Source organism: Hymenobacter lucidus (assembly GCF_020447265.1).
Taxonomy (GTDB): Bacteria; Bacteroidota; Bacteroidia; order Cytophagales; family Hymenobacteraceae; genus Hymenobacter; species Hymenobacter lucidus.
In genome coordinates, this window is record NZ_JAJADR010000002.1 from 77,723 (window position 1) to 99,190 (window position 21,468).

The following is a 21,468-nucleotide window of genomic DNA, read 5'->3' on the forward strand; positions in this document are numbered from 1 at the left end:
CTTCACCTTTCACAACTTCACCATTTGGGTATCGTTCAGCGGCAGGGGCTGCGTAATACGGTTATTTCTTACCTCGGGCTGGCTCTGGGCTTTGTCAATACGGCCTTTGTGCTGCCTACACTGCTGGCCCCGGCCCAGCTGGGCCTTACTACGCTGCTCGTGTCTATTGCCACGGTGTACGCGCAGTTTGCGGCTTTTGGCTTTGCCAGCGTAGGCATCCGGTTCTTTCCGTATTTCCGCAACCGCGAGGCCGGGCACCACGGGTTTCTGCCGTTTCTGCTGGGAGTGCCCATGCTGGGCTTCGCCCTGATTACGGCAGTATACTTGGTGGGTAAACCGCTGATTCTGGCCCAGTACAAGCCCCACGATGTAGGCCTGCTGCAGCCGTACTACGCCTGGGGCACGCTGCTGGCCTTCTTTACGCTGCTCTATTCGCTGCAGGATGCCTACCTCAAGGGGCTCTACCACACCGCGTTTTCCTCGTTTCTGCAGGACATAGTGCTGCGGGTGCTCATTGCGGGGCTGGCCGTGCTCTACGGCAAGGGCGTGCTCACCTTTCAGGAGTTTGTGCTGGGCTACATCGGGCTCTACGGAGCTATATCGTTGTTGCTCACGGGGTACCTGGCCTTTATCGGGGAGCTGCACCTGCGGCCGACGCTGGCGGCGCTGCGAGTACGGCCGGTCAGTGAAATCGTGCGCTTCGGCGGCTTCGCGCTGCTTTCTAGCCTGTCGGGCAGCATCCTGGGCTTTATCGATTCGTGGATGGTCAGCGCCCAGATCAGCCTGGCAGCGGCGGGCATCTACGGCATTGCTTACAACATCAGCACGGCCCTGACCATACCGGCCCGCTCGCTCAACAAGATTGCCTTTCCGCTGCTGGCCCAGTACTGGAAAGACCAGGACCTGCTCCGCATGGCCGACTTCTACCGCGACACGACCCGGCTCAACACCATTCTGGGCTGCTACCTGGCCCTGGGTATCGGGCTCAACCTTGACTTTATCTACTCCCTCATCAAAAACCCGGTGTACGCCACGGGCACCACGGCGGTGCTGCTGCTGCTGGCCGGCCGCTTGTTCGACGGCATCACCGGCGTCAACGGCCTCATCGTTGTCACCTCGCCCCGCTACCGCTTCGATTTGATCTTCAACCTTTCGCTGGCCGCCATTACGGTGCTGCTCAACCGCCTGCTCATCCCGGTGCTGGGCCTCACCGGCTCGGCCCTGGCCACGCTTATTGCCATTGTGGGCATCAACACGGCCCGCACCTGGTTTGTGTGGTACAGCTACCGGCTGCAGCCCTTCACCTGGCGCATTCCGGTGGTGCTGGCCGTGGCGGCCGGCTCGGGCCTGCTGGTGTGGTTGCTGCCGGCTCTGCCCTCCAAGCTGCTCACCATGCTCATGCGCGGCACGGTGCTCACGGCTTTGTATGGCGGTACCTTGCTGCTGCTGGGCCTGGTGCCCGAAGCCCAGCCCCTGCTGAAGAAGCTGCTGCGCCGCTAAGGTGTAGTGGCGTGACCCTTCGCGTCTCTTCGTCGAACGATACCCGTTGCCACAGCAGCAACACTTGGGACGCCATCATGCGTCTCTACCCGTTCTTAGACACTCATCCCAAGTGAAGGTTCAGCACATATAGCTATGTGCCTTGCCTGCACCGGTGCAGATAGTCTCCAAGGTGCATTGCATTTGTTCTGCACCGGTGCAGAACAAATGCAGTCGGCTTTGGATAGGCTCTGCACCGGTGCAGAGATACTAAAGGGTTCCTGACAATCATCTTGCACCGGTGTAGAGCCAGTAAAAAGCCCTTGACACTTACTCTGCACTGGTGCAGGATGGGTGCCAAGGGCTTTTACAATACTCTGGAGCCAATTATTCGGCCGCCTGGGCCTGCCGCAGCTTGCTGTGCTTCTTGCCGTAGCCATAATAGATGGCCAGGCCGATGGCGAGCCACACGAAGAGCCGCAGCCAGGTGTCGAGGGGCAACGATACCATCATCAGCAGGCAGGTGACGATGCCCAGGATGGGCACCACCGGTACCCAGGGCGTGCGAAAGCCGCGCGGGGCGTTAGGCTCCTTCTTTCGCATGATCAGAATGCCCAGGCACACCATCACGAAGGCCAGCAGGGTACCGATGCTCGTCATTTCGCCCACCACGGAAATGGGCACGAAGCCCGCAAACAGGCTGATAAAGGCGCCCAACAGCAGGTTGGACTTGTGGGGCGTGCGAAAGATGGGGTGAACTTCGGCGAAGATCTTGGGCAGCAGCCCGTCTTTCGACATGGAGAAAAACACCCGGCTCTGGCCCATCAAATCAACCAGGATGACGGAGGTGTAGCCGATAAGAATGGCAATGATGATGGCCGAGCTGAGCCAGCCGTAGGGCGTTTTCTCGATGGCAATGGCCACCGGCGCGGCGCTGTCTTTAAACTCCTTGTAGTTGGCTACCCCGGTAAGCACGTGGCCGAAGAGCACAAACAACACCGTACACACCAGCAATGAGCCGATGATGCCGATGGGCATATTCTTCTGCGGATTCTTGGTTTCCTGGGCCATGGTGGCCACAATATCGAAGCCGATAAAAACGAAGAATACCACGCCCGCCCCGCGCAGGATACCGCTCAGGCCAAACTCGCCGAAAGTGCCGGTGTTCTGCGGAATGTAGGGTTGGTAGTTGGCCGGATCAATGTATTGCCAGCCCAGGGCAATGAAGACCAGCACCACGGCCACCTTCAGCGTCACCACCAGCGCATTGAACCAGGCCGAGCCTGAGGTGCCCCGGATGATGATGGCCGTAATAGCCAGCACGATGAGCATGGCCGGCACGTTCACTATGCCCGATACCACCGCGCCGTCGGCCAGGGTGGCCTTTTCAAACGGCGACATCACCAGCTGGGGCGGAATGTGCAGGTTGAACTTGTCGAGCACCCGCACCAGGTACTGCGACCAGCTGATGGCCACCGTAGCGGCCCCCACGGAGTACTCGAGGATGAGGTCCCAGCCGATAATCCAGGCAAACAGCTCGCCCATGGTGGCGTAGGAATAGGTGTAGGCCGAGCCGGCCACGGGCACCATAGAGGCAAACTCGGCGTAGCACAACGCGGAGAAGGCGCAGCCCACGGCGGCCACCAGGAAGGAAAGCGTGACGGCCGGGCCGGCGTTGTTGGCGGCGGCAATGCCGGTGAGCGAGAACAAGCCCGCCCCGATGATGACGCCAATGCCGATGGCAATGAGGCTAAAGCCGCCCAGGCTCCGCTTGAGGGTGCCCGTTCCGGTTTCGGCCGCTTCTAAGCGAAGCAGCTCCAGTGATTTTTTAAGCATACGAATAGGTAGGAACACGCCACGGCGTGCTCAGGCGAGAAAAAGGATTCTGGCCGCGGCCGGGAGCCGGCTGCTGCAACAGCCGGCCACCCCCACGCGCTGCGCCGGGCCCGACAACGACCAGAAATGAGAAGAAAGAGGAAAAGGGAATGGCCTACCGGCCCGCGCTGCCGGCTATTCTACGCCGCGCAACACACGTAATTGGGCCTAAAGCCCGCTACTTCAACAACAGCAACAACACCCCGGCGCCTGGCCCAGGGGCGCAGACGAAACAACGGTGGCAAAAACTCGAACGGGCTGGGCAGGGAAGCAATCCACGGCAACTTGTTTTTATATGAGCAGGACTTGGCACCGTTCCGGTTCATCACCGGGGGTTGCCGACGCTTCATCGAGCCTGTCTCTCAGCGCCTCTGTATAAAAACAATCCTTTGGGCAATAAAGAATTGATGGTGCAAAGGTAAACCGGGCCGGGCCGCATTTGCAACGGGAGCCGCAAATTGAGCCGGGAAGCGCGCCAGCCACGCCGGGCAGGGTCCGACGGGTCCGGAATAGGTTGCGGCGTTGTTAGAGCTTGCTACGGCCCGATTGTGTTATTTTGACTGCCCGCTCCCTCCTTCCCGCGCTCATGAGAAAGACCTTACTGTGCCTGCTGCTGGCTTTTGGCAGCCAATTACCGGCCCCGGCCCAACCGGCCCCTAAGTCCGCCACGGCCCTGCCCCCGGCTTGGGCGCAGAAGGTGGTGTGGTACCAGATTTTTGTGGAGCGCTTTGCCAATGGCGACCCCAGCAACGACCCTAAGCCAGAAAACATGCGCGGCAGCTTCACGGTGCCCGCCGGCTGGAGCATCACGCCCTGGACGCACAACTGGTACCAGCCCGAGCCCTGGGCCACGGCCGCCAAGCTCAACTTCAACGATACCCGCTCGTTGCGCCGCTTCGGCGGTGATTTGCAGGGCGTGCTCGATAAGCTCGACTACCTGCGAGAGCTGGGCGTTACGGCGCTCTATCTGAACCCCATCAACGACGCGCCCTCCCTGCATAAGTACGACGCCCGCAGCTACCACCACGTCGACGTCACCTTCGGGCCCGACCCAGTGGGCGACAACAAGCTCATTGCCTCCGAAAACCCCAACGACCCGGCCAGCTGGAAGTGGACCAGCGCCGACCGGCTCTTTCTGAAGCTGGTGGCCGAAGCCCACAAGCGCAATATGCGCGTGGTGCTCGACTACTCCTGGAACCACACCGGCGTCGAGTTCTGGGCTTGGCAGGATATTGTGCGGAAGCAGCAGCAGTCGGCTTTCAAGGACTGGTACGACATTACCCGCTTCGACGACCCCAAGACGGCCGCCAACGAGTTTGACTACAACGGCTGGGTGGGGCTCAAAAGCCTGCCCGAGATTAAGAAGGTCGACATTACCACACCCCGCAAGGCCGGCAAGCCTTACGAGGGCGAGCTGAACTCCGGCGCCCAGGCCCACATCTTCGCCGTCACGAAGCGGTGGCTAGCTCCCGACGGCAACGCGGCCCAGGGTATCGACGGCTACCGCCTCGACGTGGCCGACCAGGTACCGATGGGCTTCTGGCGGAAGTACCGCACCTTCGTCAAGTCGGTGAAGCCCGAGGCTTATCTGGTGGGGGAAATCTGGTGGGAAACCTGGCCCGACAAGCTCATGAACCCGGTGCCCTACACCAGCGGCGACGTATTCGATGGAGTCATGTTTTACCAGGCCTACCGCCCGGCGCGCAGCTTTTTTGCCGCCGTCAAGGCCCCGCTCACCGGTCCGCAACTCATCGACTCGCTGCAGTTTCAGTGGAACCGCCTGGGCAAGCCCTTCCGCTACGCCATGATGAACGTGGCCTCTACTCACGACGCGCCCCGGCTCCTCACCTGCTTCTACAACCCGGGCCAGTATAAGTACAAAGCTACCCCCGGCGACGACCCGAATTACAAGACCGGCAAGCCCGACCCCGAAACGTACCAGCGCGTGAAGCTCTACCTGCTCCACCAGTTTACCAGCATCGGCGCGCCCCAGATCTGGAACGGCGATGAGCTGGGTATGTGGGGTGCCGACGACCCCGACTGCCGCAAGCCGCTCTGGTGGCCGGGCCTCACGTTTGAGCCCGAAACCCGCACCAATTTCCAGCCCACTACCACGTCTACCTTCGACCCAGTGGGCTATAATGCCGCCCACTACGCCTACTACCGGCAGCTGGCCCACCTGCGCAACGGCAACCCCGTGCTGCAAACCGGCGAGTTGACGTTCTTACCCACCAAGGGCCAAACTCTGGCCTACCAGCGCACCGCCGTCCAGGAGCGTATCGTAGTACTGTTCAACCTGGAAGGCAGCCCTCAGCAATTTACCTTGCCGGAAAAAGGCTCCTGGCTCAACTTATTGACCGGAAAAACAGTAGTTGCCAGCACCGCCACGTTGCCCACCCTGTCGGGCATGGCGCTCAAGAAAGTCAAATAGCTTCTGTCGGCGGGTCGAGGAAAAGCCACGTAGCAATGGGGCTTTTCCTCGGCCCGCCCAACCTCATTGCATGCATCCAGCCGTAAAGAAGACGTTGAAAATAACCGGTTACGCCGCCGGTTCCCTGGTCGGTATCGTGGGCCTGTACGTGGCCTCCTCCTTCCTTTTGTCCCGGATTCCGGTCAACGCGGAAGATGCCGACCCGGCCGAAGACGTCGATATCTACATCCTCTCCAACGGGGTGCATACCGACATCGTGACGCCGGTGCGCACCAAGTACATCGACTGGAGTCAGCTGGTGAAGTTCTCGGATACACCAGCCGCCGACGCGTCGGCTGAGTACGTGGGCTTCGGCTGGGGCGACAAGGGCTTCTACCTCGACACGCCCACCTGGGCCGAGCTCAAGCCCAGCACGGCCTTCAAGGCCATGTTCCATCTGAGCTCCTCGGCCATGCACGTCACGTTTCACCGCTCGATGCGCGAGTCAGAGTCGTGCGTGAAAATCCGCATCAGCGAGGCCGAGTACGCCCGCCTTATCGACTACATCAAGACCAGCTTCGACCACAACGCGCAGGGCAATATTCAGCACATCGAAGGCCACAGCTACGGGCAGCACGACGCGTTTTACGAGGCGCAGCGCACCTACAGCTTCCTCTTCACCTGCAACACCTGGGCCAATAACGGCCTGAAGTACTGCGGGCAGCGCGCCTGCTTCTGGACGGCCATGGACTCGGGCATCTTCTACCAGTACCGCCGCAAGGGCCCCAACGTGGTGCGCAATGCCGCCAAAGCCGTCGTGAAGCACCGCTACGCCACCGCGTCGAGCCCGAGGCGCATCCGGTAGCAGTTGCGGGCCGTTTCGCCGAGTTGCTCCAGCAGCTTGTAGTTGGCCACCGCCCCCACCGCCGCCCCGATGACGGGCACGAGCTGGGCCATTTTGGCCAAGTCGATATAGTCGCGGTACTCCTGTTGAAAAGTGCGCCAGTCAAATCCCTTCGGGTCGAGGGGTAGCGTGTGGCGGTAGTTTTCCCAGGTAGCCACGCGTTGGTACACCTCGTTGCGGCTGTGCTGGCTCGAAAAGGCCAACTGAAAGATGTGCAGCAGATAGAGCCGCTCGGTGTAGTCGTGCCCGTCGAAGCCGTAGAGGGCCGCAATGTCGAAGAGCAGTTTGAGCTTGATGCCGAGCAGTAGCGGAAAATCGGCCAGGCCCAGCAGAAAGCCGCCCGCGCCCGTTACGGCTCCTTCGGCGGAAGCTGTGTTGCGGTAGTATTTCACGCGGGTGCGCACGGCCATTTCCCGCTCTTCCAGCGTGCCTACCAGCAGCGGGCTGCGCGTAGTATAGCGGGAGCCCAGCAGCACGCCGCGCACCATCTCCCGAATGGCCACCGTAATGGCCTGGTGCACCTTTTCGGGCAGCAGATTATTGAGCCGCACCTGCAGCTGCCGCGTGAAGCGGTTCAGATACGACGGGGCCCGCTGCATCTGCTGCTGCCACGCTACTAGTTCCCGGTGGGCCTGCTGCTCGTAAGAGGTCATGCCCCGAAGGTAGCTAAAGCGGGCTTGCAGTGGCTATAGTAGCGCGAACTGTGTAGTTCGCGTCTCCACGCCATTTGAGTCGTTCTGGCACACGAACTACACAGTTCGCGCTACTACTAATAGTTGTAGGAAATGCCCGCCGACAGGGCCGTCGATTTGCCCAGGTTGCGGCCCGAAACGTACTGGCTGGCGCCCAGCACCACACCCACGCCCTTGGCAATGGGCCGGAACACGCTGGCCCCGATACGGGCGAAATTGACCCGCGTAGCCGGGAAATACAAGTCGAAGCCGGGCTGCAGAATGTCGGTGCCTTTGTTGCTCGACTGCTGAAATGAGGCCCAGGCTTCAGTGTAGAGCTTCAGGCCGGCGTAACCCACCTTGGCATCGGCAATGAATGCGTTGGGTACGCGGTTGGTGCGCAGGCTGTAGCCCGCCTGCCCCGTAATGAACACGCCCGACGGAGTTTTAAGGTGGGCAATGCCGAGCGTATTATACTTGGTAGCGCCGTTGCCAATAGCAATAATGTACTCCAGACCTTTGTTCGACTGGTAGTTGCTGGCCGGTGTGCTCACGCCCACCACGCCCAGTAGATCGAGCACACTATAGCCGATGGTGGTGGAAAAGGCCTTGAACTTGAGCAGCCCCGAAACATCCTGTAGGCCGCTGCGGGAGTTAGTATAGCCTTGGCCGTTGCCTTTGCCCTCAGAACTGATGTAAGGCAAACTCACCACGGCTTCTATTTTGTCGCTGATGCCATAGGTGGTATACACGCTTACCGACGAAACTCGAATTTCCTGGAACACCGGCACCTCGTCCACCTTTTCCGGCACCAGAAACACGCTTTTATACCGCTCGGCCGTGCCCGTAAACGATACGGAACCGTGCCCCTTGCCTACCATAAAGCCGCTCACCAGGCTCTGAGCCCGGACTTGAGTGCCCAGCAGCAAGGCGGCCGAAACAAGAAATGAAAACGCGTAAGAGTGTTGCATACAAGCAGAAAAAGGTAGTGTGAGGTCGGGCGCCTGGGAGGCGAAGTGCCGGGAAAACAATACCATCCTGCTATTGTTCAGCCTCCGGAAGCGCCAGACCTACGGGTAGTATCCAAATCTGGTTTTCTCTTTGCGGGATTTTTTTCACAAAGTCTCATAAAGAGAAATCCGGTTCTCGAATTGACTCGTTTGTATGCCGCCTCTGGCCTCAACTCTGCCTCTGCATCACTCCTGTTGCCCATGAAACACCCTTTACGCTCTCTGTTTGCCGGCCTGTCACTCGGCGCACTCCTACTCAGTGGTTGCGCCAAAGACACGGAGTCTGATCCTTCTATTGCTGGCATTGCGGTGTCCAACAATGATTTTAGCGTGCTCGAAGAAGCCGCCATTCGCGGAGGCGTGGTCGAAATTCTGTCGAACCGCAACCCGAATGACCCGCAGGGCAACTACACCGTTTTTGCGCCCAACAACGCGGCCTTCGCCCGGCTAGGCCTGCGGCAGGCCACCGACCTGCAGGCCCTGCAAACCAGCTTCCTGACCAGCACGCTGTTCTACCACGTGGCTGGCGGTACACTCTCGGGCAATTCGCTGGTGGCCGGCACCTCGTCGGGCTCGGCGCTGGGGCCGGTGCGCCGCATCGTGAGCCGCAATAACGCCCGCTACGTCAACGGTTCCCGCATTCTGGCCACCGATGTGAAGGCATCTAACGGTACGGTACACGTGGTGGATAAAGTGCTGCTGGCTACCGGAGCCGACGTGGTCAACTCGGCCATTGCTCTCAGCACGTCCAAAGTGTTTGTGAAGCCCGAGTTGCAGTACCTGGTGTATGCCGTGGTGTATTGCGGCCTGGCCGGCGCGCTGTCGGAAGGCAGCCCCCAGCTCACGGTTTTTGCCCCTACCGATCAGGCATTCAAGGATTTGTACCAGCAGTTCGGCATTCAGCTCAACGAGCCCAAAGACCTCGAAAAGCTGCCCAATGCCAAAGCTACGCTTACAGCAGTGCTGCTCAACCACGTGCTGCTGGGCATACAGGGTGGCAAGCTAACCCAGTTCACATCGGAGCTGCCCGATAATGCCGCGCTACCCACGCTGGGTGGCGGCAGCCTCACCTTCGGCACCTTTGCCAACGGCCTGCTGCCGGTGAAGGGCGAAGGCAACGGCACCAACAACGCCAATCTGGTCATTCCCGATATTCAGTGCACCAACGGCGTCGTACACGTCGTTGACCGGGTTTTGCTACCGAAGTTATAAACCGACTTAAAATTCATACTTTTGGGGCTAGAATTCACAGGTTCAGCTCCCTAGGTTTGTTGGCTGAGTCAGTTTGTTCCTACTTTCCTGCTCTGCTTACACCCTATTGTCATCCGGGTCGCGCTTTATGCTAAAGCGTTGAGCCCATGCTTATTTTCTCTGTATGAAGAATGTTTTTGCCGGCTTTCTGTGGAGCTGGTTTCTTCTACCGCTGATTCCGCTGGCGGCCAGCGCCCAGGATCAGCCCACGCCGGTAGCCCCGGCCGCCACTACCCCGGCTACCACCACGCCGGCTGAAGTACCAGCTCCGGCCGCTGCCGCGCCGGCTAAGCCCGCTGCCGCTAAAGTGGTGCTCGAAGGCCAGTGGAAAGGCGAGCTGGCCCTGCCCGGTGGCAGTCTGCCCGTTATCCTTACCATTACCGATTTGGCGGGCGGTGGCCATTTTGCCGTGCTCGACGTGCCGGCCCAGCGCATCAGCCACGCTATTATGAACGTGGAGCAGCGCAACGACACGCTGCTATTTGTGTCCGACGAGCTGGGGTGCCGCTTTATTAGCCAGCGCTCCGCCGACGGGCAGCAACTGGCCGGCCAGTGGCAGTTTCAGACGTTTAAAGCTCCGTTGGCGCTGAAGTTTTCGCCCAAGGCCGGTCCTTCCAAAAACTTCAAGTTTCCGCCGCCCTACCGGGTGGAGGAAGTGGCTTTTTCCAACTCTCAGGACAACATCCGCCTGAGCGGCACCCTCACGATTCCGCCCGGCGAAGGGCCGTTTCCCGGGGTGGTGCTGCTTTCGGATATGGGCCCGCAGGACCGCGACGCGGCCCAGGGCGACTACCGGATGTTTGGCGCCCTGGCCGATTTCCTGACCCGGTACGGCATTGCCGTACTGCGCCTCGACGACCGGGGCGTGGGTCAGTCGGGTGGCGACTGTACGACGGCTACTACTGCCGACCGGGTGCGCGACGCCCAGATCAGCCTGAACTTTCTGCGGACCCGTCCGCTCATCGACTTCGGCAAGCTGGGCCTGATTGGGCACGGCGAAGGTGGCAACGTGGCGTTGCTGGCCGCCGCCCAGCCCCTGCCACCCGCCTTTGTGGTAACGATGGCAGCCTCAGGAGCCGGCGGCAACGAAGTGCTCAGCCAGCAGCCGGTGGGCTTTCTAAAAGCCGGCGAGGCTGACACGGCCCAGGAGGCGCAGGTAAAGAAGCTGCTGCAGAATCAGCAGGTGATGGGCGAGAAAATTGACGAGATGCGCGCTAAGGGCGCCAATGCCGCGCAGGTCGAAACCTACATTGCCCAGCAGCAGATGCGCCAGCGCGCTGATGACAAGAAGCGGCAGGAAGCCATTGCCAAGCAGCAAAAAGCCCTGCTGGAAGTGATTCGCCAGACGGCCGACAACGCCCAGGCCCAGGCCATCGTGAGCAATATGATGAGCCAGTCGAACCCCGGCATCGACCCCACGAAGGTGCAGGCCCGTACGGCTCTGATGACCAGCCGCTGGTACCGCTACTACCTCGATTTCGACCCGCAGCCGGAGCTGGGCAAAGTGAAAGGCGCCGTACTGCTGATGCACGGAACCGACGACGACAAGGTGAACGTGAGCAACCTGGCGCTGCTCGAAAAAGGGCTGAAATCAAAGGGCAATAAGCGCGTAGATGCCCGCCGCTTGGGTGGTATCAACCACCAGTTTCAGGCCCCCGTTACGGAGTGGCCCTTGATGGGCGGCGTGCCCCGGCCGGTACTTTCGCCCTTGGTGCAGCAAACCATTCTTGACTGGATCAAGCTGAAGCTGGCGGAGTAAATTACCGGTGTTTTTAGCTACAAAAAAGCGCCCCGTTGCTAGCAGCGGAGCGCTTTTTTGTAGTGTTTGAACGGTGTAGAGACGCAACCTTGCGTCTCAATCGTTGCTGATGTTGCAATGGTTGTCGTTCAACGAGGAGACTACACCGTGCTGGTAGCACAAACGCCCGACCCTGGCACGGGCTATTTCAAGCTGTAGATTCGCTCGATGATTTCTACCACTTTCAGCCCTTCGAGGGCGTTGGTGGTGGCAGTGCTGCGTTTTTGCACGGTATCTACCACGTTTTCGATGACCTGGACGTGGTTAGCGGCGCTGCCCTGGTAGGGGCCGTAGTCGTTGGCGGGGTTGGTGGGCGGCAGCGTAGGCAGCGTGTAGTCGCGCAGGTGGCAGTATTCTACCTTGTCCATATACTGGCCGCCGATGCGCAGGCTGCCGTGCTCGGCTACCACGGTGAGGCTGCTTTCCAGGTTTCGGTCCCAGACGGCGGTGCTGTAGTGCAGCGTGCCGCTACCGCCCCGCACCAGGTCGAAAGTAACCAGGCCGCTATCTTCGAACTCAGTGATGCCCTGGTGGTTGAAGTCGCGGAAGCGGGCCGATATGTTGGTAATGTCGCCGAAAACCCAGTAGAGCAGATCGACGAAGTGGCTGAATTGGGTGAAGAGCGTGCCGCCGTCCTGGGCCTGGGTGCCTTTCCAGCCGCCGGCTTTGTAATAGCGCGCATCGCGGTTCCAGAAGCAGTTGAGCTGGAGCAGGTAAATCTGGCCCAGGTGGCCCTGCTCGTAGACCTGTTTGAGCCAGGCGGCGGGCGGCGAATAACGATTCTGCATCACCCCGAAGACCAGCCGGCCGGTTTGCAAAGCGGTGTGGACAATGGCTTCCGCGTCGGTTTTGCGCAGGGCAATGGGCTTCTCGACCACCACGTGCAGGCCGTGCCGCAGCCCGGCAATGGCCTGGGGCGCGTGCAGATTGTTGGGTGTGGCTACGGTGAGCACATCGGCGGTGGGGCCGTGGGCGAGGTAGTTGTCGAGGGAGGTGAAGAATGGTACGCCGGGAAACTCGGGGGCCAGGGAAGCAGCCAGCTCCGGCCGGCTGTCGATGAGGGCTACTAATTGGGCGCCGGGGTGGTGCTGCACGAAAGTAGCGTGGCGACGACCGATGTGGCCGGTGCCACAGATGGCAAAGCGGACGGCGGGTAACAGATCAGACAACGGGAAGAGTTTTGCGAAGGAGGTAAGCCGGCAACTGGGAATACACAAGCGGACCAGGCAAAACTAACGAATATCAGCCGGGGCCGCGCCGCTTTATAGCCAGACCGTAAAAGGCCGCACTACCGCCGGAATACTGAATTTATACCTTAAATGGTTGCGGCTATACCTTGGAGCACTGAGGCTAAGGCTTAGAGCACCGCGGCGGAGGCTTGGAGCATTGCGTCCATGCCTTAGAGTACTGCGGCGGAAGCTTAGACGATTGAGGCGGAGGCTTGGAGCATCGTGGCGCACCCTTGGACGATTGAGGCGAAGTCTTGAGAGGTTGGGACTATGCCTTAGGACGTTGCGCCCCTACCCTGGAGCATTGAGCCTGTGGGTTGGGTTTTAAAATGTTTATCGGGCTGATGAAACGCCTTTGCCCCACCGCAACTACCTGAAGCGCAGACCCTCCGAAAAATAAAACGGGAGCCTGGCAAAATCTCAGCTCACGCGGCAAAAGTCGCTTACTGTGGCACTGACATACGCCATTTGTGCCTCCGTAAGCGTGGGGTGAATGGGCAATGACAGCACCGTGCCACAGAGCGTTTCGGCCACCGGAAACTGTCCCGGCTGGTACCCCAGATACTGATAAGCGGGCTGCAAATGCGTAGGCACGGGGTAATACACTACGCTGGGCACGCCCCGCTCCCGCAGAAACGCCTGCAGCTGGTCGCGCTTTTCGACGGCTACCGTGACGGTATACTGGTGAAAAACGTGGGTGCTGCGCGGGTCTCGGGTGGGAATGTACAAGCCCGGCAGGCCAGTCAGGGCCGCGTCGTAGTGGGCCGCGACACGCTGGCGGGCGGCCGTCCAAGCGGGCAGCTGGCGCAGCTTCACGCGCAGCACGGCGGCCTGCAGCGTGTCGAGGCGGGAATTGAGGCCGATGTGCTCGTGGTAGTATTTGCGGGTCTGGCCGTGGTTGGCGAGCTGGCGCAGGTAGGTGGCCCGGGCTTCGTCGCGGGTAAACAGCGCCCCACCGTCGCCGAGAGCCCCCAGGTTTTTGGACGGGAAAAACGACGTGGTGCCCACTTCGCCCACCGTGCCGGCGAATACTGGCGTCTCGCCCGCCGCAAGCTGAAACGTAGCCCCGATGGCCTGGGCATTGTCTTCGATAAGGGCCAGGCGGTGCTGCCGGGCAATGCGGGTGAGGGCCGCCAGATCGGCACACTGCCCGAACAGGTGCACGACGATGATAGCGCCGGTGCGGGGCGTAATAGCTGCTTCCACCGCCGCCGGGTCGAGGCCGAAGGTATCGGGCAGCACCTCGGCGCATACGGGGCGCAAGCCCAGCACGGCCACGGCTTCCATGGTAGCCACATAGGTGAAGGCGGGCACAATAACCTCACTACCGGCCGGCAGCCGCAAGCTCATCAGGGCCAGCTGCAGCGCGTCGGTGCCGTTGCCGCAGGGAATTACTTGGGTTTGGCCGAGGTAGTCGCCCAATTCCCGGGCAAATTCGCCCACGGCCGGCCCCTGAATAAAGGCCGCCTCGCGCAGCACCTGCTGGATGGCCGCCTCAATTTCCGGCTGAATAGGGGCGTGCTGGGCCGCCAGGTCCAGCAGTTGGACGGGCGCGGTAGAAACGGTGGAGGTTGGGGAAGGCGGCAAGGCGAGTGGGTTTTCGTCAAAGATAAACGCCCCCGGCAAACCAGCCGACTTGTGGGCCGGCGCAACCTGAACCGAAAAGCCTGCGTTAAGCGGGCCAGACGGCTGTATTACAAGCCGGCTATATTCTCCCCTCAACTTCTCCCCACCAACCGTTCACACCATGTTCAAGAAAAGTCTCACCATACACACGCTGGCTGCTTTTATGTTGCTGGGCGGCACTACGCTCACCCAAACCAGCTGCTCCCAGGCCGATAAGAAAGAGGTTTCGCAGGAAAGCGACCAGGCTTACGAAGACTTCAAGACCTTCGTGACTAACGCCGAAACCAAGGCCGACAACGTAGGCGACCAGCTGGAGGCCGACTACGAGCGGGAAACCGGCGAAATGAAAACCGAGTTTGACTCGAAAGTTGCCGCTGTCGATAAGTACGCTGACCAATACGATGACACGCGCCGCCAGGAAATTGAGCAGTTGCGCACCCGCTACACCACGGCCTACGACAAGCGCGACATGGCCTGGAAAAACCGGCCGAACACCGTAGCCGGTACCACTACCGGCACCGCCGGCAGCGGCACCCGCTACTACCAGCTGGCCGGCGACAAATACGGCGCGCTGACGGCAGCCAACATCCGCGGCACGTATGAAGCCTTCACGGCCCAGATCAAGCAAAACGAAAACCGCTACGGCATCGAAGACTGGCGCGACGTGAATGCCGACTGGAAAGCTCTGGACGAGCGTTACGACCAGATCAAGAAGGATGTAAGCACCGCCGACCGGGCCGAAATTGCCAAGGAAAAGCTGAAATACGCCGCCTTCAAGTCGTATGACAAAGCCGAGGCCCGCGTGGCCCAGGGAGCTGATGCCGTAGAAGGAGGCGCTAAAAATGCCGAAGTAGAAACCCGCGACGAGCGGCAAGCTGTGGGCACCGCCGCCACCAATACCGCCTCCGACGTGAAGGATGCTGGCAAAACGGTAGGCCAGAAAATCGGTAACGCCGCCAAGAAAGTAGGCGAGAAAACCAAAGAAGGCTACAAGGAAGTGAAGTCGGAAGTAAAAAACACCGACAACGACTAAGTGCTACACGCATAGTAAAAAGGCCGCCGGACTATGTCTGGCGGCCTTTTTTGTTGTCGTTTATTGGCTGACCTAGCTCCTGCAGTAGCCAGTAAAGCTTGAGCAGATCGAGGCGACGCAGGTCGGGCCGGGCGGAGAGCAGATTGCGGCGCAGCGCAGGCAGCAACAGGTGCAGCAGGGCTTGGGTGGGCTGGCAGAGCTTGGTGTGCCGCACCCGCAGGGCCAGCCGCAGCAGTCGGGTATCGGTGCCCAGGTTTTCGTGGCGGTAAAGCAAGGCCAGGTTGCGCACGGCGGCGTGGGACTTTTCCAGAAACAGGGCGGCCGGTTCCAAGCCGTCGTGCAGCACGGGGTTGTCAATATGACGCACTGGCACTTGGGCCTGCCGCAGTAGCCAGCCGAACTTGGTGTCTTCATGACCGTAGCGGGTCAGGCTTTCGTCGAGGCCGAAGCGCTGAAACACGGCGGCCTCAATCAGCATGTTATTCAGGGTGAGTTGGGCGTGCGGGGCCTGTTGCCGCTGCTGAGCCCGGCGTGCCTCCCGCTCCCGGCCGTAGTGCCAGCGCAACTGCAGACTGATATCGGCGGGCGGCGTGGGGTCGTAAGTGGTGCCGCCCACCAGCACCGGTGCCAGGGTGCGGGCCTGGGCGTAGCGGGCCAGAAACTGGTCGTCGGGCAGCAGACTGTCGTTGTCGAGCAGCAGCAGCCACGGATACAGCGCGGCGGCGGCCAGTTGGTTGCGGATGCTGGAGCGGCCCACGTTGCGCGGCAGCTCCTGGTAGCGCACGGCGGGCAGTACGCTCACCAGCCGGTTCAGTTCCCGGAACTCCGGCGTCGAGGCATCATCCAAGCAGACGATTTCAACCGGGCCGCCCCAGTCGGGCAGCTGCTCCAGCAGGTTGCAGACGAGCGTTGTTACGTCGCGGTTGTATACCGGAATCAAGACCGAAAGGCCGGGCGCAGGCATAGCGTTTATTCGGTCAACGAGACGTTCACGCGGGCCGAATCAAGCAGTTGACCATTCTCGCACTTAAGAATCCGCTTCGGATACTGCCGGATGATCTGGTAGTTGTGCGTGGCCATAAGCACAGCGGTACCGGCGTTGTTGATTTCGATGAATAGCCGCATGATGCTGTCGGCCACGTCGGGGTCGAGGTTACCGGTGGGCTCATCGGCCAGCAGCAATACCGGCTCATTGAGCAATGCGCGGGCAATGACGACACGCTGCTGCTCGCCGCCGGAAAGCTGGTGGGGCATCTTGCTGGCCGAGCCCGACAAACCCACGCGCATCAGTACCTCGGAAATGCGCTGCTGAATCTTGGCCTTGCCGCTCCAACCGGTGGCCTTGAGTACAAAGAGCAGGTTTTCGGCCACCGAGCGGTCAAAGAGTAGCTGGAAATCCTGGAAGATGATGCCCAGCTTGCGGCGCATGTAAGGCACTTTGCCCGAGTCGAGCTTCTGCAGGCCGTAGCCCGCCACGGTGCCCACACCGCCGCCCATCGGCAGATCGGCGTACAGCGTTTTCAGCAACGAGCTTTTGCCCGAGCCGGTGCGGCCTACCAGATACGCAAACTCGCCCTTATCGAGGGTAAAGGAGACTTTCTGCAGAATCGTATTCACGTCCTGCATCACGTACACGTCGTGCAGCTCAATTACCGGCGCTGATGAGGTAGGCATGCTGTTGAAAAAAGGGTTGGAGCGTAACTGAACGGCATCCAAGATAGAACGTCATGCCGACCAATCCACGCTTCAAACAGAGAGGAGCCGTAACGGGATGGATAATTAGGCAAGCTCCAGCTTCTGCAGCTTGCCGAAGGTGAGGCCTTCGATGACGGCGGCCAAGGGTGCTTCCTTGCCCTCCAGCCCGTAGCGGTGCAGATCCTTCAGCGGCCGGTCGGCCCGGAAATAGGCGATGAGCACGAAGTTCTCATCGCGCAGCTGAATGTAATCCGGAATCTTGGCCTTGCCCTTTACCTTGATGATGTACATAGTGTTTGCTGATTGTTGATTGTTAATTGCCGGATGTTGAAAGCAAAAACAATCAACAATCAGCAAGCAACAATTAGCTATTAACTTTTTTGTGGTCAGCCAGGAATGTAGCCAGGCCGGCGTCGGTGAGCGGGTGCTTGAGCAGACCGGTAATGACGTTGAGCGGGCAGGTTACCACATCAGCCCCGATTTCGGCACACTGAATCAAGTGGGGTACGTGGCGCACCGAGGCGGCCAGCACCTGCGTGGGGTAGCCGTAGTTGCTGAAAATATCCACAATCTGCTGCACCAGCACCAGGCCGTCGTGCCCGATATCGTCGAGGCGGCCCACGAAGGGCGACACGTAGGTAGCACCGGCTTTGGCGGCCAGTAGGGCCTGCCCGGCCGAGAAAATCAGCGTGCAGTTGGTTTTGATGCCTTTTTCGGAGAAATACTTGATGGCCTTTACCCCGTCGCGGGTCATGGGCACTTTCACCACGATGTTCGGGTGCAGATCGGCCAGCATCTCCCCTTCCCGCACCATTTCCTCAAAATCCACGGCAATAACCTCGGCCGATACGTCGCCATCCACGATTTCGCATATCTGCTTGTAGTGGGCCATTACGTTGTCGACGCCTTTGATGCCTTCTTTGGCCATCAGCGACGGATTGGTGGTTACGCCGTCCAATACGCCCAGGTCAACTGCTTCCTGGATATCCTTGAGGTTGGCGGTGTCAATGAAGAATTTCATGCGGGAATTGGGTTAAAAAAGAATGCCCCAAAGCTAACCGTTTGCCGGCAAATGCGGCGCGGGGAAGCGTTGGGGACAGGACAAAAAAATAGCGAGCCAAAATCGCACCGCTCAACCACTTACCCTTGCTACCTTCCGGTCCTGGGGGAGTTCAGCAGGAGCTGGTCGTTCTGACTCGCCGGTACAAATATACGAGCCTTATTGAGCCGCACGCACAAATGGCGCTAAGATTTTTGTCTTAACGCCATTTATGTGCAGAGTATCAGGGGCTTTATTTTTAAATAAGCCCCACTCTAGTGCTTCCAGGCCTTGTTGGCCGCCTTGCTTTGCTTCTTGAGCTGCCGCTCGTAATTCTCAATCGGGTCGAGGCGGAAGGTAGTGGGCTGCATTGTGTTGATGGGCAGCTGCAGTTCCTGGTAGCCCGCGTAGCTGGCCCGCAGCACCGGCGTAGCCGCCACCGACTGAATCATGAATTGCCCGTCGGCATTGGTAGTAATGACTTCGCCTTTCTCGGAAATGATGGTGGCGCCGGCCAGCGGCTCTCCTTCTTCGTTGAGTACATAGCCAGTCAGGGTTTTGACGACGGGTTTGGCTGCCACTGCTTTTTTGGGGGCCGCAGCTGCACTGGGTGCGGGGGCCAGCACTGCTATTTGCTCAGCCCCGGCCTTTGGCCGGGTTGCCGCTGATTTGGGGGCCGATTGGGCCATTCCTACTAATGGAAGAAAGAGGCAGGCGGCGCTGCACACAGAAAGGGTCAAGTGTTTCATCCAGATGGGGTAAAATGAAAAACTATCTACCGGCCAGGCTTTCGGCGGGCAAATGACGCTCTTATACGGAAGGATTTGAATTATACACACAGGAAGTAGCAAAAATTCATTTTCCGCCGCATATACTAAACGCTAGAAAGCCCCCGACTGATATAGCCGGGGGCTTTTTTTAGGACCTTGACGCATTGCTGCCTAGCCTTATCTGGGGCGCAGCTGGCTTAGCGGCGGCTGATACGGTCCAGCTTCTTTTTGTTGCTGGCCGGTAGCAGCTGCACGGCCGTGGGCAGAAAGTTGCTGGCGCTGAGCTGCTGATCCTGGTAGCCGGCGTAGCTGAAAGTCAGCGTATTGACGCCGGCCGGGGCTTCCAGGCTGTATTCACCGTTGGCATCGGTAGTAGCAATGGAAGAGGCATCCTTCACGGGCGCATCCTTTATATAGACCACCACCCCGGCCATTGGCTTGTTTTCTTCGTCGAGCACTTTGCCTTTCACGGTAACGGTAGCAACAACCTGCCGCGCCTCGGTGGCTGTGGTGGCAACCGCTGCTGGGGAATCGAGAGCGGTGGTTTCGGATGTGGTTGTGACCTCTTCAGCAGGCTTGGTATAGGGCGAGGCAGTCGAAGCGTGCTGGCTTACCGGCGTCGCTGTACCCGAGGCCGCCGGCGTGGATTGAGCCTGTACCGCCGCAGCGGAACCAAGCAGGCAAAACAGGCTGAATAAGCGTGAAACGTGGTTCATGACAAAAGGCGTTAGTGGATTCCCGTCAAAGATGCGCTGGTTACCACCATTGTGAAAGGCGCAAACGCTGCTAGCTGTGATTGTAACAATACCCTTTATTACATAGGAAAAAACCTATTAAAGTCTGCCCGTTTGCTTAACTGAGCACTCGAACCATGCCTATTACCCGGCGTTTGTGACATGAATTGCCGCCGACCGGCTGATGATACTCCCGGCAAAGGATAACACGGCAGGGCTTTGCTCGCGTGCTAGTGCTCCTTACCTTTGCCCATGCCTCAACAAATTCTGATTCTCGATTTTGGCTCCCAGTACACGCAGCTCATTGCCCGGCGCATCCGGGAATTGAACGTCTACTGCGAGATTCACCCCTATACCAGCGCCCCGGACCTCACTGAGGACATCCGGGGCGTTGTGCTTTCGGGCTCGCCCTGCTCGGTGCGCGACCCGGAGGCGCCCAACCCCGATTTGAGCCGCTACCTGGGCCGCGTGCCGGTGCTGGGCGTGTGCTACGGGGCCCAGCTGCTGGCCCAGCAAAATGGTGGCGAAGTGCTGCCCGCTACCATCCGCGAATACGGCCGCGCCCGCCTCAGCCACCTCGACGACAGCAACCCGCTGATGCGCGAGCTGACCAGCGGCTCGCAGGTGTGGATGTCGCACGGCGACACGATTCAGACACTGCCCAACGGCTTCGACATTATTGCTAGCACCCCGGAAGTGGCCGTAGCCGCCTACCGCGTGCAGGGCCAACCCACCTACGGCATCCAGTTTCACCCCGAGGTAACGCACTCTACGGAGGGCAAGCTGCTGATGCGCAACTTCGTAGTGGATATCTGCGGCTGCGACCAAAGCTGGACTCCCGAACACTTCGTGGATAGTATGGTGCTGGCTTTGCAAAACACCATTGGCCCCGACGACAAGGTTATTCTGGGCCTTTCGGGCGGCGTCGATTCGAGTGTGGCGGCGCTGCTGCTGCACCGGGCCATCGGGCCGCGCTTGCACGGTATTTTCGTGAACAACGGGCTGCTGCGCAAAGACGAGTACGAGAGCGTGCTGCACTCTTATAAGGACCTGGGCCTGAACGTGCGCGGCGTGGATGCTTCCCGGGAGTTCTACGCGGCCCTGGCCGGCATCTCCGACCCGGAGCTGAAGCGCAAGGCCATCGGGCGCACCTTCATCGAGATATTCGACCAGGAAGCCCAGAAGGTGGAAGGAGCCCGCTGGTTGGCTCAGGGCACCATTTATCCGGATGTCATCGAGTCGGTGTCGGTGAAAGGGCCGGCCGTGACCATCAAGAGCCACCACAACGTGGGCGGGCTGCCGGAGAAGATGAACCTAAAAATCGTGGAGCCGCTGCGGGCCTTGTTCAAGGACGAGGTACGGCAAGTGGGCGATGCGCTAGCCTTGCCCCACAACATTCTGCACCGTCACCCTTTCCCCGGCCCCGGCCTGGGCATCCGCATTCTGGGCGACATCACGCCCCACAAAGTAGACCTGCTGCAGCGCGCTGACGCTATTTTCATCGACGGCCTGCGCGAATTCGGCCTCTATGAGCAGGTATGGCAGGCCGGCGTGATGCTGCTGCCCATCCAGAGTGTGGGCGTGATGGGCGACGAGCGGACCTACGAGCAAGTAGTAGCCCTGCGCGCCGTGACCAGCGTGGATGGCATGACGGCCGACTGGGCCCACCTCCCCTACGATTTCCTGGCCCACGTGTCCAACAAAATTATCAACCAGGTGCGCGGCATCAACCGCGTAGTGTACGACATCAGCTCCAAGCCGCCGGCCACGATTGAGTGGGAATAATGCCTGAACCAAGGATTCGGCGGATTTTGCAGACGATTGTTTTCCTGTTTTTTTAGCGCAAAAGCCGCTTCGGTTACCCGAAGCGGCTTTTGCTGTATTGGGGCGCTGTGCTTTTTCCGCCGCTGCTGCTCTTACTTTTGTTCCAACTTTATAAATACG

Annotated in this window: 18 protein-coding genes, 1 other RNA gene and 1 riboswitch; of the genes, 7 read left to right on the forward strand and 12 right to left on the reverse strand. The window is 59.9% G+C overall.

Annotation, left to right across the window (positions count from 1 at the left end; all coding sequences use genetic code 11):
• Positions 1-24 precede the first annotated feature (24 nt).
• A complete protein-coding gene (locus tag LGH74_RS07080) occupies positions 25-1,500 on the forward strand; it encodes a lipopolysaccharide biosynthesis protein (protein WP_226173878.1) in 1,476 nt (491 codons plus the stop codon).
• A gap of 366 nt (positions 1,501-1,866) precedes the next feature.
• Here the strand turns inward: LGH74_RS07080 and LGH74_RS07085 are convergent, their stop codons facing one another.
• Positions 1,867-3,315, reverse strand: a complete 1,449-nt coding sequence (locus LGH74_RS07085; RefSeq protein ID WP_226173880.1) for an amino acid permease — start codon at positions 3,313-3,315, stop codon at positions 1,867-1,869.
• A 327-nt stretch (positions 3,316-3,642) separates the two neighbouring features.
• Positions 3,643-3,736, reverse strand: a riboswitch (SAM riboswitch).
• A gap of 204 nt (positions 3,737-3,940) precedes the next feature.
• On the opposite strand from LGH74_RS07085, the gene LGH74_RS07090 reads away from it, so the two are divergent.
• A complete protein-coding gene (locus LGH74_RS07090; protein WP_226173882.1) occupies positions 3,941-5,785 on the forward strand; it encodes a glycoside hydrolase family 13 protein in 1,845 nt (614 codons plus the stop codon).
• A 70-nt stretch (positions 5,786-5,855) separates the two neighbouring features.
• The gene (locus tag LGH74_RS07095) at positions 5,856-6,629 is read left to right on the forward strand and encodes a TIGR02117 family protein (protein ID WP_226173891.1); all 774 of its coding nucleotides are present in this window, start codon (positions 5,856-5,858) and stop codon (positions 6,627-6,629) included.
• Here the strand turns inward: LGH74_RS07095 and LGH74_RS07100 are convergent.
• Positions 6,593-7,321, reverse strand: a complete 729-nt coding sequence (locus tag LGH74_RS07100; protein ID WP_226173893.1) for an EcsC family protein — start codon at positions 7,319-7,321, stop codon at positions 6,593-6,595. The two genes, LGH74_RS07095 and LGH74_RS07100, sit on opposite strands and share 37 nt — an antisense overlap.
• Before the next feature lie 116 nt (positions 7,322-7,437).
• The gene (locus LGH74_RS07105; protein WP_226173895.1) at positions 7,438-8,310 is read right to left on the reverse strand and encodes a hypothetical protein; all 873 of its coding nucleotides are present in this window, start codon (positions 8,308-8,310) and stop codon (positions 7,438-7,440) included.
• 240 nt (positions 8,311-8,550) lie between these two features.
• Here LGH74_RS07105 and LGH74_RS07110 point away from each other — a divergent pair, with 240 nt between their 5' ends.
• Both LGH74_RS07110 and LGH74_RS07115 read left to right on the forward strand, forming a co-directional pair.
• Positions 8,551-9,561 carry a fasciclin domain-containing protein gene (locus LGH74_RS07110; RefSeq protein ID WP_226173897.1) on the forward strand — a complete coding sequence of 337 codons (1,011 nt, stop codon included), beginning with the start codon at positions 8,551-8,553 and terminating at the stop codon, positions 9,559-9,561.
• A 163-nt stretch (positions 9,562-9,724) separates the two neighbouring features.
• Positions 9,725-11,359: an alpha/beta hydrolase family protein gene (locus LGH74_RS07115; RefSeq protein WP_226173899.1), complete on the forward strand. Its 1,635-nt coding sequence runs from the start codon at positions 9,725-9,727 to the stop codon at positions 11,357-11,359.
• A 182-nt stretch (positions 11,360-11,541) separates the two neighbouring features.
• Here the strand turns inward: LGH74_RS07115 and LGH74_RS07120 are convergent, their stop codons facing one another.
• Together LGH74_RS07120 and LGH74_RS07125 are read right to left on the reverse strand one after the other, a co-directional pair.
• Complete coding sequence (locus tag LGH74_RS07120; RefSeq protein ID WP_226173901.1) at positions 11,542-12,567, reverse strand: Gfo/Idh/MocA family protein; 1,026 nt, start codon at positions 12,565-12,567, stop codon at positions 11,542-11,544.
• A 480-nt stretch (positions 12,568-13,047) separates the two neighbouring features.
• On the reverse strand, positions 13,048-14,214 hold the full coding sequence (locus LGH74_RS07125; protein WP_226173902.1) for a DegT/DnrJ/EryC1/StrS family aminotransferase: 1,167 nt from the start codon (positions 14,212-14,214) through the stop codon (positions 13,048-13,050).
• Positions 14,215-14,374: 160 nt separating this feature from the next.
• Between LGH74_RS07125 and LGH74_RS07130 the strand changes: the two genes are divergently transcribed.
• A complete protein-coding gene (locus tag LGH74_RS07130; RefSeq protein ID WP_226173904.1) occupies positions 14,375-15,286 on the forward strand; it encodes a DUF6565 domain-containing protein in 912 nt (303 codons plus the stop codon).
• Between the two features lie 31 nt (positions 15,287-15,317).
• Here the strand turns inward: LGH74_RS07130 and LGH74_RS07135 are convergent, their stop codons facing one another.
• The 7 genes from LGH74_RS07135 to LGH74_RS07165 all read right to left on the reverse strand — a co-directional run bounded on the left by LGH74_RS07135 (position 15,318) and on the right by LGH74_RS07165 (position 19,506).
• A complete protein-coding gene (locus LGH74_RS07135) occupies positions 15,318-16,250 on the reverse strand; it encodes a glycosyltransferase (protein WP_226173906.1) in 933 nt (310 codons plus the stop codon).
• A 5-nt stretch (positions 16,251-16,255) separates the two neighbouring features.
• Positions 16,256-16,960, reverse strand: a complete 705-nt coding sequence (locus LGH74_RS07140; RefSeq protein ID WP_226173908.1) for a cell division ATP-binding protein FtsE — start codon at positions 16,958-16,960, stop codon at positions 16,256-16,258.
• 105 nt (positions 16,961-17,065) lie between these two features.
• Positions 17,066-17,272, reverse strand: coding sequence for a fructose-6-phosphate aldolase (locus tag LGH74_RS07145; RefSeq protein ID WP_226173910.1), 207 nt, complete (start codon positions 17,270-17,272; stop codon positions 17,066-17,068).
• 73 nt (positions 17,273-17,345) lie between these two features.
• On the reverse strand, positions 17,346-18,002 hold the full coding sequence (fsa, locus tag LGH74_RS07150) for a fructose-6-phosphate aldolase (protein WP_226173919.1): 657 nt from the start codon (positions 18,000-18,002) through the stop codon (positions 17,346-17,348).
• 85 nt (positions 18,003-18,087) lie between these two features.
• Positions 18,088-18,184: signal recognition particle sRNA small type (gene ffs / locus LGH74_RS07155), an RNA gene on the reverse strand.
• A 111-nt stretch (positions 18,185-18,295) separates the two neighbouring features.
• Positions 18,296-18,709 (reverse strand): carboxypeptidase-like regulatory domain-containing protein, encoded by a 414-nt coding sequence (locus LGH74_RS07160; RefSeq protein WP_226173921.1) that lies wholly within the window; start codon positions 18,707-18,709, stop codon positions 18,296-18,298.
• Between the two features lie 278 nt (positions 18,710-18,987).
• Positions 18,988-19,506 carry a carboxypeptidase-like regulatory domain-containing protein gene (locus LGH74_RS07165; protein WP_226173923.1) on the reverse strand — a complete coding sequence of 173 codons (519 nt, stop codon included), beginning with the start codon at positions 19,504-19,506 and terminating at the stop codon, positions 18,988-18,990.
• A gap of 270 nt (positions 19,507-19,776) precedes the next feature.
• On the opposite strand from LGH74_RS07165, the gene guaA reads away from it, so the two are divergent.
• Entirely contained in the window at positions 19,777-21,309 is a 1,533-nt protein-coding gene (gene guaA / locus LGH74_RS07170; protein ID WP_226173925.1) for a glutamine-hydrolyzing GMP synthase, read from the forward strand.
• Positions 21,310-21,468: the final 159 nt, after the last annotated feature.

Coding starts and splice junctions, on each gene's coding strand:
- LGH74_RS07135 (WP_226173906.1), bottom strand. CDS start 16,250: ATGCCTGCGCCCGGCCTTTCGGTCTTGATTCCGGTATACAACCGCGAC.
- LGH74_RS07160 (WP_226173921.1), bottom strand. CDS start 18,709: ATGGCCCAATCGGCCCCCAAATCAGCGGCAACCCGGCCAAAGGCCGGG.
- LGH74_RS07110 (WP_226173897.1), top strand. CDS start 8,551: ATGAAACACCCTTTACGCTCTCTGTTTGCCGGCCTGTCACTCGGCGCA.
- LGH74_RS07095 (WP_226173891.1), top strand. CDS start 5,856: ATGCATCCAGCCGTAAAGAAGACGTTGAAAATAACCGGTTACGCCGCC.
- LGH74_RS07165 (WP_226173923.1), bottom strand. CDS start 19,506: ATGAACCACGTTTCACGCTTATTCAGCCTGTTTTGCCTGCTTGGTTCC.
- LGH74_RS07105 (WP_226173895.1), bottom strand. CDS start 8,310: ATGCAACACTCTTACGCGTTTTCATTTCTTGTTTCGGCCGCCTTGCTG.
- LGH74_RS07130 (WP_226173904.1), top strand. CDS start 14,375: ATGTTCAAGAAAAGTCTCACCATACACACGCTGGCTGCTTTTATGTTG.
- LGH74_RS07085 (WP_226173880.1), bottom strand. CDS start 3,315: ATGCTTAAAAAATCACTGGAGCTGCTTCGCTTAGAAGCGGCCGAAACC.
- LGH74_RS07115 (WP_226173899.1), top strand. CDS start 9,725: ATGAAGAATGTTTTTGCCGGCTTTCTGTGGAGCTGGTTTCTTCTACCG.
- LGH74_RS07145 (WP_226173910.1), bottom strand. CDS start 17,272: ATGTACATCATCAAGGTAAAGGGCAAGGCCAAGATTCCGGATTACATT.
- LGH74_RS07090 (WP_226173882.1), top strand. CDS start 3,941: ATGAGAAAGACCTTACTGTGCCTGCTGCTGGCTTTTGGCAGCCAATTA.
- fsa (WP_226173919.1), bottom strand. CDS start 18,002: ATGAAATTCTTCATTGACACCGCCAACCTCAAGGATATCCAGGAAGCA.
- guaA (WP_226173925.1), top strand. CDS start 19,777: ATGCCTCAACAAATTCTGATTCTCGATTTTGGCTCCCAGTACACGCAG.
- LGH74_RS07140 (WP_226173908.1), bottom strand. CDS start 16,960: ATGCCTACCTCATCAGCGCCGGTAATTGAGCTGCACGACGTGTACGTG.
- LGH74_RS07100 (WP_226173893.1), bottom strand. CDS start 7,321: ATGACCTCTTACGAGCAGCAGGCCCACCGGGAACTAGTAGCGTGGCAG.